A 12,439-nucleotide genomic window follows, 5' to 3' on the forward strand; every position below is an offset into this window, starting at 1 on the left:
GCTGTTAAGTCCTACCTGCATCGAACGGTACTAGATCCTACTTTCCCGTCGTCAGAAGCTTTTTGCGGCTCGACGCTTCCCGGATCTCGACGGTTGAAATGCTGTGAATCATCTTCCGTCGGTGTCGTCCTGCTTCGTGAAACCTTGCTCTCCGGAACCCTGCTCTGCGCGGGAACCGAGGCGTACTTGTCGTTTGTATCGTGCAGCGGTCGCGAGGAGGTAGCGCTCAGCGGCGGTGTAGTCGATGGTGGTGCCGTCACGCTCGTTGCCTGGTGTTATCAGTTCAAGATATCGGCGCCGGATGCTTGCTGCGTCAGGTTGCGTGCGGAGGAATTCCACCGCTGCGATGATCTCCGGGGCGGGCGGTATTTTACTGCGGTCCGTCGTTCCTGCAGGGGGAGTGGAGCCCTGCCTTTCCTCACCGGTGTGCGCGTTCATCGTGAAGTCGCTTTCGTGTTGACGAGGGTGAGATCACCGTCGTAGTAGGCGAGAACACGGCGATCCATGAGCCACCTCCACAACGGGGGTATCCAAGCGCAGACGATCATTACCGCGTATCCCGCCGGCAGTTGCGGTGCCGCCGGGCTACTTCGCAATGATTGGTATCTCAGGCGTGGGTTGGCGTGATGATCGCTGTGACGTTGAAGTTGATAAAGGAACACATTGCTGACGATGTGATCACTGTTCCAACTGTCCTCCGGTCGGACTTTCGTAAAACTGCCGTCGGATCTGCGCTTGCGTAGCAGTCCGTAGTGTTCGATGTAATTTGCCGCCTCCAAAAATGAGATCCCGGCGATTGCTTGGAGTGCTAGCCAAGGTGCGATCTGCCAGCCGAACACTGCGATCAGTCCACCGAATAAGACGATGCTCATCACCCATGTCTGAACGATGCTGTTCTGCGCACCCCAGCTGAGTTTTCCGCGTCGGCGCGCACGCGCTGTTTCGATCGCCCAACTCGATTTCAATCCGCCGATTACACTGCGTGACAAAAACATCCAGAATGATTCGCCGAACCGAGCGCTGGCTGGATCGTCAGGTGTTGCCACTCGGACATGGTGCCCGTGATTGTGTTCGACGAAGAAATGCCCGTAGAACGATTGTGCGAGAACAATTTTTGCCAACCATCGCTCGACGGCTTCGCTTTTGTGTCCGAGCTCGTGTGCGGCATTGATTCCTACGCCGGCTACGACTCCGACTGTCATGGAGAGGGCGATCTTCTCACCCATCGCCATGGGGGCGTTCACCCAGCACCAGCACGCAAACATCAACCCGGCATACTGTAGTGGCACGAAAAGGTAGGTGCACCAACGATAATAGCGATCCTTTTGCAGCGGCAGAATTGCATGATCCGGCGGGCTCTGGCCGTCTCTACCTGAAATCAAGTCGATGATCGGAATGATCAGTACCAGAATCCATGCCCCGGTCGCCCAGAACAATCCCAAGCTCAGACGATCGACGAGCAACCAGGACAGGAATGGGCTCAGTGGGATCAACAAGGCCACGGGCCACCAATACCGTTTTCGATCCCGCCACCTGGGTAGATCAACTGTCTCGGTAGCGATATCTTTGTCGGTCGTCATGGTGTCTCCAACATGTGCTGCACAGTCGTGGGTGTTCCGGTCGTTTGCTGAGCATGCAACCTATGTATCCCTTTCCGTCGCAATAAGTTACAAGGATATTCGTGCGACTGATGGGTGGTTCCCGAGCATTCTCGGCGCTGTGTCTATCGACAGAGTCTCGTGTTGCGGCGTCTTGTGTCACGCCATTTGGGACGTGTCCGTACACGAATGTTCACAGAGGTAAATGGTGCCGCGAGGAAATGTGCGGTCACGCGCCGAGCATGCAGGAAATCAAGCAGAAACTTCAGGATCTGGACGACACTTCTCTGGACTGGACAGCAAAATAACTAGTGCTGTTCAGTTTGCTTGTAGCACTGCGCTTATCGCACCGCCCATCTTCGGACCACGTTACAGTGTCAGGCAGGTCGGTTTGGAGTTGGTGTCCGTGTTTCGAAACCCGATCAACGCAGGCTCTCTCGACACTGTCGGATAAGCCTTGGTCCGGTTTCCCTCGTGATTGATCATTGGGCCTCCTGGAGTTGCGTGGTTAACACTGCCTGAGGCGTCGTTCTGCAGATGTGACACTAGATCTGCCTGTTCATTCAGATCTGTCTGTTCATTCGACGGTTGCGCCCATCGCCTTCCCTCAAAATCTATACCAGCAGCTGCAGATAATTGGCAACAGCTGAGGTGGAAAATTGACGGGACAAATGCGCGCTCGCATTGCACACTGCTGGACTCATGAAATCTGTGCTGGCGACGTTAGATTGAAATGCAGAGAATGTTAAGGTTGCACGGTCAATGAAGACGCCTAGGAGGTATACCGTGACGTCAGAGACCCAGGCGCGCGCGCTTCGAGGCGTTTACGGAATCTCGGTGATGGCCGAACTTTCCGGAGTCGGGCCGCAAACGTTGAGATTGTATGAGCGACGAGGGTTGTTGACACCGACCCGCACCGGAGGCGGAACCCGCCGATACAGCGAATCGGACCTGGAGACGCTGGCCCGTATCACTGCGCTGATCGACGACGGTGTCAACTTGGTCGGCATCCGGTTAATACTGTCGCTCGAGGCCGAGAATTCAATTCTGGCGGCGAGGGTTGCACAGTTGAGCGAACAAACTGGAGTTCGAGTCTGACCGGCGAGTTGGTTCCGGTTTCCTCTGCAGGCCCACCGCGAATCATGATGGCTCGCTACAACTCTCGAACCTCACGTCCTCTGGTCGACTAGGCCGCGCCGAGGGCTCACATGGCTTTGCCACATCACGTCCACATTCAGCGCTGGTCACGAGGGATGGACTTCCTTTTCTTGTGTGTGCCGTCGCAGAACGGAGAGATACTCGTACCACCGCATCGGCACAGCGCGACCGTTGCCCGTTTTCGTTCGATCGGATTGCCCGCGCCATCGATCAGGGTTGCAGGACCACGAACAAGTATCGGTCCGTCCGGGCACACGGTGACGGTGACCGTGCTCATGTCGCGTTCGGTATCGGACATGGAATTCACATGACCTCCTTGTCGAGACTTGGTTTCGCGGCCCGAAGGACAACGATCTCTTCGGTGCGCTGGCCCGGAGCGATGAGGCCGCGGGCCTCGAACAGTGCCGCCCGCGCGGAGAGTACGCGCCCGAAAGGGATCTCCGCGCGAGCCACGACTTCCACAGATAATCCCTGTTCTTCCAGCATGGACTGAGTTTTCTCAATCCCGCTGAGCACAGACTGCGCGATCAAGAGAACACCTGACTCGGCAAGCACTCGGGGTGCGTGTGTACATATCCGATCCAGAAGCACCCGCCCGTCTACGCCCGCGTCCCACGCCCGCTCCACGCCGCGAGTGGGTAGGACGTCGTCGTGCGCAGGAACGTACGGGGGGTTGGAAATGACTACGTCGAAACGTTGGTCTTGAACGGGTGTAGTCAGATCGCCTTGAATCACTCGAATCGAATGCCGATGCAGGATGGCATTCAACTGGGTGGTGACGACTGCGCGACGAGATATGTCGACGGCGGTGACATATCTGGCTCCGATTGCAGCGGCGCGCAAGCTCAGCGCCCCTGTCCCGGTGCAGAGATCCAGTACCCGTGAGTCCCGTCCTAGTCTCTCTGCGGCCAGTGCGTCGGCCAGCAGCCACGTATCTTCCTGCGGAGGGTAAACACCTGGCAGACGCAAGAGCATCGGTGACTCCTCGGGGTTGTGCGTTCTGGTGTGACGCGGCCGTTTAACTGAAGCAATCCTATACGCCAAACGGTCAATTATCTGCATCCACTGATGTAGATAAGCTACATTTAGACTGGATGACAAGAGTCGATTTGAAATCAGGACAAGGCGAGTATGGCGGGAGGTATGACTGGTTACAGATCAATCATCACGACGGCGCGGTCGATTGGCCCACGAATGCCTCTGGGCGCCGAGCGTGAGCGAAACGCTACTGCGATACTGAATGGGTCGGCGTGAAATACAGCGGAGGGTTTCCTCGATGACTGAACAACCCGGTCTTGCCGCAGGGGCCGAGCGGGAAATCAATAGGAGGACAATCACTTACGCAGTCTCGATCGTCCTGGTTGTGATTGTGATGATAGTGGCACTTGTGGTGTTGGGTTCTCGACGGGGCGAGTGTTTCGACACCGACGTGCTGGTCTGCTCGCGTAAGGATCGACGCCTTTTGGTGTTCTTGCCGAGCGTGACGCTCTTGGTGGGCGCTGTAGGGGCATTCTTACGAGCGTCGCCGCGATGGCATCGCACTCGCAGGCTGTCCATCAGATCGTATGTCGGATGGATTCTCGTAGGGTTGGCCGTAGCGTACGGTGCTGCGTCGTTTTCCTTCTTGTTCTGACCGATCCGAAGGGTGAATGGACGACAGTGCGCTGACAACTATTTTGCATACTTGACGAGTGCGCGCTCGAGTACTTGGCGATCGTCGAACACTATCTCCGTACCGTCGTAGTTCATCACGTGGTCGTTCCCACGCCCCGCAACGACAACGATATCGCCTGCTTTTGCCAAGCATACGGCGGTCCGTATAGCATCACTCCGATCCGGAATGATAAGCACCTCTGCATGATTCGCGTGTCGCGCCCCCGCGGCCACGTCATTTCTGAGGGCTGTTGCGTCATCGTGGTACGGACCTTCGTCGGTGACGACAACGACGTCGGCATGACTGCCGGCAGTACGACCCAAAGGCTCGCGTTTGCCGGGGTCCCGGCCCCCAGTGGCGCCGATGACGACAATGATCTTTCCCTTCGACAACGAGCGCAGGTACGGAAACAAGCGGAGTTGCGCACCTGCGTTGTGTACGTAGTCGACGAATGCCAGGAAATTCTGTCCTATTTCCACATTTTCCAATCTCCCGGGGACGGTGTCGAGACTTTCGATACCGTCGAGCGCCGCCGCGATATCGACTCCTCCGATGCGAAGAGCGGCAATTGCCGCCAATGCGTTGTCAACTTGGTGACACCCCAGCAGGCGCAGCCGGATTTTCCTCTCCCAACTCCCATGGCGTGCGACAAAAGATGTTCCCGTTTGATCGGCCTCGATGTCAGTGGCGGTGACATCGGCGCTGGCACCATGCGATGAGAAGGTCAAACGAGGAACAGTGACGCGTTCAGCGAGGGCTTTGCCGTACAGATCGTCGACACTGATCGCCGCGCAGGCGCAACGTTCGGGTAAGAAAAGCTGCGCCTTCGAGTCGAAGTACGACGCCATAGTTTTGTGGAAATCCAGATGGTCACGCGAAAGGTTCGTGAAGGCAGCGACGCGAAAGAACGTCCCATTGACTCGGTGTAGTGCAAGACCATGACTCGACGCTTCCATAGCGACGGCGTCGACGCGGTTGTCGACGAAAGCGGACAACGTACGTTGCAACGTGCACGCTTCAGGTGTTGTTCGCTCCGCTTCCGATACGCCGTCTGGTCCCCGAACGCAGATTCCGCTGATGATGCCGGTGCGCAGTCCGGCCGCGGCTAGACCGGCTTCGAGCATGAATGTAGTGCTGGTCTTGCCGTTGGTGCCGGTAACGCCGTATACGTCGAGCGATGTGGAGGGATCGCCGTATATCCAAGCGGCCAAAGGGCCGAGGATCTTTCGGGGGTTCTTCACCACAAACGCCGGCAATATTTCAGTGGGTCGATCGCTGACCACAGCGACGGCACCCCTCTGCGCGGCTTCGGCGACGAACTCGCCACCATGGTGTTCGGTGCCTGGCAGCGCCGCGTAAATATCGCCAGGGCGAACCTGACGGGAGTCCTGACAGACGCCGGCAACAACCAGGGTTCCTTGCTCGTGCAGTAACTCGCCGTCCGCGCCGAGATATTCAGCCACCGCCTCGAGCGACCATTTCGGTTGTCTGCTGGGTCTATTCGACACGGTGCGCATGTCGGATCACGGCGTTTGTGCTCGAGGTGGCATGTCTCAGGTTTGACATTTGCGAGTTGCGCCAAACACGTCACGCGGCACTGCACACCGCAATCATTCCGCTGCCGCTCGCCGATTATGCACACGCGCGGATGATCAGGCCTGCGTGAGCACAATTGCCGCGCGGCGGTTACTCGGGTGAACTGTAACTTTTGAATCGCGCCGAAACGATGTACCCAATGTCGGGATCGGCTGCGGAATAATTGCCCGATGGCACCACAAGAATATTTTGTCAGTCCGATCGTGCCGATATATGCGATTGTACTGGTATTTTGACTGAATTGACCAGATTGTCAGACCGTAGGTGAGGGTAGCGGGAATGAGAACTTTTGGTACCGCAGGTGCGTGCGCAGCGATCTTTGCCACCGCAGCCCTGATCACTACGGCGCTGCCGGGAGTAGCCGGCGCCGCGCCCGTTTTGACGCAGACGTGCGTTCCCGAGATCAATGACAACTCCATGTCGCTCGATCCGGCCGTCGTCGACGGCTGGTACGACGTCTCGACCGGCACACCCGGCACGAAGATCAATTCCATCGAGTCCTGGCGCGCTGTCCCAGGCGACACTCTCGAGTTTCGAGCCTCAGTAACCATCCGCGCGCATGGCAGCCCGGTCAGCGGCACCTTGCGGATCGACGGCGCGGGACTCACCGGCGACCCAGAACTCCGCTCACGTATGACACTGACCCAGGATCTGGGGATGTCCGGAACGAAAGTCACGCATGCGGACAACGGACGAGTGATTCCGGTCCGAGCAACCCTCGCCTTTGATGCGTCGACTCCGAACCTCGTGGCGCAGAATCAATCCGTCGACCTCTCCGCGGTCAAGATCGTGCTGACGGGCGATACAACCGATCCGGGGGCCGACTGCCCAGACGGCGGCGGGAATGGCGGCAACCAGGGTGGCGGAAACGACGGCGGTGGTGGCGAAAATGGCGGAAACAACGGTGGCAACCAGAACGGTGAACTGCCCGGACGCGATGTAGGCAATCGAGTTCCGATTTCCCAGGTTCCGTCCGGGCCGATCTCGCGGTGACGCAATCGTCTGGCCAGACGCTTTGGCGTCTGTGCGGCGCAGCGGCGCTGACGGTGTTGTTGTGTGTCAGTGGGTGTTCGGACGACAGTGACCAACCGGTTCGGGTTCTCGCGACCGGGCAGGAGGATTTGCCACCTGCGTTGGAGGCGGCAGTCGACAATCCGGCAACACCGATGCAGTTGCGCATCGGCAGCGAGGCCGCCGTGGTTCTTGCGATCAAGACAACGTCGGGTGGTTCGCTGATTCCTCCGGAGGATGTGAGCAAGGTCGGCTGGTGGGCGGACTCAGCCTTTCCGGGTTCGGGTACGGGAACTGTTGTGATCACTGGCCACATCAATGACGTGTACGCCGGTGACGGTTTCGGAAAGAAATTCTCGTCGTTGACTCCGGGGTCGGTTGTGACGTTGACCGGGGAGGATGGCCACGAGTGGACCTATCGGATCGATGCGGTTGACGAGTACCGCAAGGACGGGGAACTACCGGTCGAGCGCCTGAACCGGATGGACGGACCGGAGACGCTGGCGTTGATCACGTGCGGGGGAGAGTTTGTGGGTCCGCCGCTGGGTTACGAGGACAACGACATCGCCTGGGCGACACGGATTCCCGATTTGTCGTAGTTCTACGCATTGTCGCGATTATCGATATCGTTGGCCGCACTAGCGTCTTCGCCGCACTGGTAACAGTGCCCGATTGAAGGACACGAGTGTGAGTGCACTGAAAGAGACCGCGGCCGCTGCGTATTTCTATTACTACCCGCTGGTGGAGAACCTCCGACAGGTGGAGCGTTATGTCACGACCGGCGTCGGCTCCAATCCTGCAACACCGTTCAACAGTTTCTCGCATGCCCGCAAACTTGCAGGGCCAGAGGACACGTTTGTCACGATCAACAACGACACCGTCTATTCGATGGCGCAGCTTGACCTTTCGGGTGGACCACTGCGATTGGACGTGCCCGCAACCGGGGATCGCTACTACGTACTCCAATTTGTCGACGCCTGGACGAACAACATCGCGTATGTCGGCACGCGGGCTACGGGCAATGAAGCCGGCAGTTTTCTGATCGTCCCACCGGGCTGGACCGGAGAATCGGAGCATCCGGTGGTCCAGGCCTCAACCGACATTGTGTCGATAGTCGGCCGATTTGCCTGCACCGGCCCAGGCGACATTCCCGCCGTGACGAAGCTGCAGGATTTGCTGATACTCGAGTCACTCGACCCGGCCGCGACAGTGAACGGTCTACCCGCGGTGGACGCGAACCTTACCGACGAACTGCTCTTCTGGCAGCAAGCACACCGCTGGTCACAGGCATTCCCCGCTCCGACCGCGGAATCTGCCCTGATCGAGCAGTTTTCCGGTTTGTGGTCTCCGGATGTCGACAGCGATGACCTGCGCGCCTGGTATGCGGACGGCGTCGCCAAGCTCGAGGACGCCACCAAACACGGCCAGGCACCGGTCTTCAACGGATGGACAGTGGGCCTGCATCTCTTCGACTACAACCTCTACAACCTCGGCCTCGGCCTCGGAACGATCGACGACGACCGGTGGAAGATCCTCGACGAGAAGGTGCGCATTGTCGAAAGGGCGATCGCGTGCCGCCTGGGGCTGTGGGGAAATCACGCCTACGAAGCGGTGTATGCACAAGCGTTCACTGACGTGACCGGAGCGCCTCTGATCGGCGAAAACACCTATCTCATCAACTTCCCGGAGAAACCGCCCGTTGGCGCATTCTGGTCGATCACGCTCTACGACATTCCGCGCTACTACCTGGTTGACAACCCGATAGACCGGTACTCGATCGGCGACCGCACCGCCGGAATCCGCTACGAAACAGATGGGTCTCTCCGGATCACCATCTCGAAGGACGCGCCGACCGACGCCACCGCGCGAGCAAACTGGCTGCCGTCGCCCGATGCAGCATTCAGGCTGGTGCTTCGGCTCTATATGCCAGGGGAGGCCATCCTCGACGAAACCTATTCGTACCCTCCGGTGGAGCGGGTGAGTAACCAGGACACGTAGTCGCGGAGAAGCGCCGGGGTCAACGTTGATAAACTTCGACCTCCGGCGTTCGCGGGTATCCGTGGATGGTGTCGAAGCCTCAAAAGGAGTTTGTACCGTGGTTGACCTCGCCTATGTCATCGCTGGATCCGAATCCACCGGTGGTGCCGGCTTACAGGTCGACCTCAAGACCTTCCAGGCCCGCGGCGTCTACGGCATCGCGACCACGACGTGCATCGTGTCCTTCGACCCGAAGAACAACTGGGGCCACCGCTTTGTCCCCATCGCGCCCGAGGTGATCGCAGACCAGATCGAGGCAGCAACGTCGGCGCACGATCTCGACGTCGTGAAGATCGGCATGCTGGGAACTCCCGCGACGATCGAGGTTGTTGCGGAGGGGCTGCGTCGTCAGTCGTGGCGGCACGTGGTTCTCGATCCGGTTTTGATCTGCAAGGGTCAGGAGCCCGGAGCGGCACTCGATACGGATACGGCACTTCGTGATTCGATCCTGCCCCTCGCAACGGTTATCACCCCGAATCTCTTCGAGGCGCGCACCTTGGCCGGAATGGACGCGATCTCGAGCGTCGACGAACTGATCGAAGCAGCGCGTCGTATCCACGATCTCGGACCGAAGTACGTTCTGGCCAAGGGTGGCGTGGAACTGGCCGGCGACGACGCCGTCGACGTGCTGTTCGACGGAACCGACGTGACGGTACTTTCTGCTCCCAAGGTTGGCCAGGAGCGCGTCTCCGGTGCCGGTTGCACCCTTGCCGCTGCGGTGACCGCAGAACTCGCAAAGGGTGCTGACGTGGGAGAAGCTGTGGCACTGGCAAAGAAGTTTGTCACCGCGGGTATCGAGGCCCGGGTCTCGGCGCACACGCCGTTCGACACCGTGTGGCAGGGAGCTTTCACCGGATAGGGGACCTGATGTTCGCCCGGCCTGGCAGGATCAGACGGGTGAGCACAGCAAACCTGAACCGAACTGAAGTCACTCTCCGATCGTCCGCGGTATCGGTCACCGGTTATCGAGTGGAGTTGGACCTCCGCTCGGCGGTCGACCCTGCTGTGGCGACGTTCAAGACCGTCACCACGATCGAGATGACATCGACCGTGGATTCGACGTGGCTCGATTTCATCGGTAGGGCGGTCGAATCGGTGGAGGTGAACGGCCGTCGTGTCGCTGTCGAGTACGACGGTGCGCGGATCGCGCTGAACGGGCTCTCGGATGTGAACGTCGTGCAGGTTGTTGCGCTCGCGGAGTACAGCCGCTCCGGAGAGGGTCTGCACAGATTTGTCGACGACGCCGACGGGCAGGCGTACCTCTACACACAATACGAACCAGCGGATGCGCGTCGGGTGTTTGCGTGCTTCGAGCAGCCGGACATGAAGGCGCCATTCACTTTTGTGGTCACGGCACCGCAGTCCTGGGAAGTGCTGTCGAATCAGGTTCCCGTGCAGACAGATTCGAATTCCACCGGCAGCAAGACCGTCACTTTTGCTCCGACACTGCCTATTTCGACGTACATCACGGCAGTGGCGGCCGGTCCGTACCATCGAGTGAGCTCGGGGTGGAGTCGCGGCGACCTCACCGTCGAACTGGGTGTTCTGTGCCGAGCGTCGCTGGCCCAGTACCTCGATGCCGACGACGTGTTCGAGGTGACTCGGCAAGGTCTCGACTTTTATGCCGATGCCTTCGACTACCCGTATCCGTTCGGCAAGTACGACCAGATCTTCGTTCCCGAATACAACCTCGGCGCAATGGAGAATCCGGGCCTCGTCACCTTCACCGAGTCCTACGTGTTTCGCGGCAAAGCCACTGCCGAGCAGTACCAACGCCGCGCGAACACGATCCTGCACGAGATGGCACACATGTGGTTCGGCGACCTCGTGACCATGGTGTGGTGGGACGATCTGTGGCTCAAGGAATCGTTCGCCGATTTCATGGGATCGCTTGTCAGCGTCGAGGCAACGCGGTTCACCGACGCCTGGGTGGCGTTTGCGATCAAGCGAAAAGCCTGGGCGTACGTGCAGGATCAGTTGCCGACCACGCATCCGATCGTCGCCGACATCGTCGATCTGGAAGCTGCGAAGCTGAACTTCGACGGCATTACCTACGCCAAAGGTGCGAGTGTCCTCAAACAACTGGTGGCCTTTGTCGGGCGTGACGCGTTTTTCGAGGCGTCACGGAAGTACTTCCGGGCGAACGCTTTCGGTAACACTCGGTTAGTCGATTTCCTCGACGCGCTGAGCGCGACGTCCGGGCGAGACATGCGCGATTGGTCACGTGCCTGGCTCGAGACAACGGGAGTGTCGACGTTGACGTTCGAGGGCGGGGAATTGGTGCAAACCGATCCACGTCCGCATCGTCTGGCAGTCGGGGTCTACAACTACGGCGATACCGGCGACCTGGTTCGCACGGCACGCGTCGAGGTCGACATTTCGGCGGAGCGCACACCGATCGACGTTCCCGCGGGACCACTGATTCTGCTCAACGACGACGACCTGACATACGCAAAGATTCGGCTCGACGCCGCGTCGCTCGCCACCGTCGAATCGTCGCTCGCGCGTGTTGTCGATCCACTCGCGCGTGGATTGATTCTGTCCTCGCTGTGGAACTCCGTACGTGACGGTGAGCTGCCGGTATTCCGGTACCTCGCGGTGGCCGAACAAAGTGGCCCTTCAGAACCGGACCTGGCGATTCTCAGTTCGATCACTGCTGACGCGCAGTTCGCAATCGCGCACTATGTTCCGCGCGAGCTGCGCTCCAGCGCGGCGGCTGGGTGGTTGGCGACGGCATGGAAGGCGATGTTCGAGAGCGAACCGGAATCGGGCCGTCAGTTGGCGTGGGCCCGAGCCTGTGCCGCCGCGGCGGCGCTCGACGATTCGCGGGCTGACGCGTTGCGTGCCATCCTGCTCGGCGAGAGCCCCGGCCCGATCGGGCTCGCTCTCGACCCCGATCTTCGGTGGTCGATGTGGATTGCCCTGGCTGCCACAGGCTTTGCCGAACCGAGTGACCTCGACCACGAGTTGCGCAGCGACGGGACATCGGCCGGCCGGATCGCCCACGCTCGCGCACTCGCGTCGTTGCCCACCGCAGCGACCAAGCAACGCGTCTGGCAGGCCGCAACCACAGACTTCACACTGTCGAACGATCATCTCGATGCCATGATCGGCGGCTTCAAAGCCGGCGTCGACGCGTCCCTGATCGAGGGCTACGCGGCGGACTATTTTGCCTCGTTGCGCACGTGGTGGTCAGGGCGCAGCATCGAGATTGCGCGGCGCCTGGTGAATGGCTTGTTCCCGGCGTCCGGGGATCTGATTGCGGTCGATCGGTGGCTCGACGCCAATGCCGATGCGCCGGCGTCGTTGCGGCGGTTGGTGCTCGAGAAGCGCGACAACCTGGCTCGGGATCTGAAGGTTCAGGCGTTCAACTCGGCGCTCTGAA

General features: G+C 59.6%; 12 protein-coding genes. 7 read left to right on the forward strand and 5 right to left on the reverse strand.

What is annotated here, in order from left to right; genetic code table 11:
• Positions 1-108: 108 nt before the first annotated feature.
• Together R4P64_RS15825 and R4P64_RS15830 are read right to left on the reverse strand one after the other, a co-directional pair.
• Positions 109-438 carry a hypothetical protein gene (locus R4P64_RS15825; protein ID WP_051730309.1) on the reverse strand — a complete coding sequence of 110 codons (330 nt, stop codon included), beginning with the start codon at positions 436-438 and terminating at the stop codon, positions 109-111.
• Positions 435-1,580 carry an alkane 1-monooxygenase gene (locus R4P64_RS15830; protein ID WP_095886384.1) on the reverse strand — a complete coding sequence of 382 codons (1,146 nt, stop codon included), beginning with the start codon at positions 1,578-1,580 and terminating at the stop codon, positions 435-437. Before R4P64_RS15830 ends, R4P64_RS15825 begins: the two co-directional genes overlap by 4 nt.
• Positions 1,581-2,384: 804 nt before the next feature.
• On the opposite strand from R4P64_RS15830, the gene R4P64_RS15835 reads away from it, so the two are divergent.
• On the forward strand, positions 2,385-2,696 hold the full coding sequence (locus R4P64_RS15835) for a MerR family transcriptional regulator (protein WP_033231898.1): 312 nt from the start codon (positions 2,385-2,387) through the stop codon (positions 2,694-2,696).
• 136 nt (positions 2,697-2,832) lie between these two features.
• Here the strand turns inward: R4P64_RS15835 and R4P64_RS15840 are convergent, their stop codons facing one another.
• On the reverse strand, positions 2,833-3,054 hold the full coding sequence (locus R4P64_RS15840; protein WP_116103480.1) for a CDGSH iron-sulfur domain-containing protein: 222 nt from the start codon (positions 3,052-3,054) through the stop codon (positions 2,833-2,835).
• Positions 3,055-3,059: 5 nt separating this feature from the next.
• Positions 3,060-3,731 (reverse strand): HemK2/MTQ2 family protein methyltransferase, encoded by a 672-nt coding sequence (locus tag R4P64_RS15845; protein ID WP_172935587.1) that lies wholly within the window; start codon positions 3,729-3,731, stop codon positions 3,060-3,062.
• 301 nt (positions 3,732-4,032) lie between these two features.
• On the opposite strand from R4P64_RS15845, the gene R4P64_RS15850 reads away from it, so the two are divergent.
• Positions 4,033-4,389: a hypothetical protein gene (locus R4P64_RS15850; RefSeq protein ID WP_095886383.1), complete on the forward strand. Its 357-nt coding sequence runs from the start codon at positions 4,033-4,035 to the stop codon at positions 4,387-4,389.
• 38 nt (positions 4,390-4,427) lie between these two features.
• Here the strand turns inward: R4P64_RS15850 and R4P64_RS15855 are convergent, their stop codons facing one another.
• A complete protein-coding gene (locus R4P64_RS15855) occupies positions 4,428-5,927 on the reverse strand; it encodes a UDP-N-acetylmuramoyl-L-alanyl-D-glutamate--2,6-diaminopimelate ligase (RefSeq protein WP_411742680.1) in 1,500 nt (499 codons plus the stop codon).
• Between the two features lie 358 nt (positions 5,928-6,285).
• Here R4P64_RS15855 and R4P64_RS15860 point away from each other — a divergent pair, with 358 nt between their 5' ends.
• From R4P64_RS15860 to pepN, 5 genes are all read left to right on the forward strand, one after another.
• Positions 6,286-6,999, forward strand: a complete 714-nt coding sequence (locus R4P64_RS15860) for a hypothetical protein (protein ID WP_317544171.1) — start codon at positions 6,286-6,288, stop codon at positions 6,997-6,999.
• Positions 6,996-7,616: a class F sortase gene (locus R4P64_RS15865; RefSeq protein ID WP_317544169.1), complete on the forward strand. Its 621-nt coding sequence runs from the start codon at positions 6,996-6,998 to the stop codon at positions 7,614-7,616. Before R4P64_RS15860 ends, R4P64_RS15865 begins: the two co-directional genes overlap by 4 nt.
• Positions 7,617-7,704: 88 nt before the next feature.
• Positions 7,705-9,015, forward strand: coding sequence for a DUF1254 domain-containing protein (locus R4P64_RS15870; protein ID WP_317821669.1), 1,311 nt, complete (start codon positions 7,705-7,707; stop codon positions 9,013-9,015).
• A gap of 97 nt (positions 9,016-9,112) precedes the next feature.
• Positions 9,113-9,913: a bifunctional hydroxymethylpyrimidine kinase/phosphomethylpyrimidine kinase gene (thiD, locus tag R4P64_RS15875; protein WP_317821671.1), complete on the forward strand. Its 801-nt coding sequence runs from the start codon at positions 9,113-9,115 to the stop codon at positions 9,911-9,913.
• 38 nt (positions 9,914-9,951) lie between these two features.
• A complete protein-coding gene (gene pepN / locus R4P64_RS15880) occupies positions 9,952-12,438 on the forward strand; it encodes an aminopeptidase N (protein ID WP_317821673.1) in 2,487 nt (828 codons plus the stop codon).
• Position 12,439 lies beyond the last annotated feature (1 nt).

This window comes from Rhodococcus sp. IEGM 1366, from assembly GCF_033142425.1.
Lineage (GTDB): Bacteria > Actinomycetota > Actinomycetes > Mycobacteriales > Mycobacteriaceae > Rhodococcus_F > Rhodococcus_F globerula.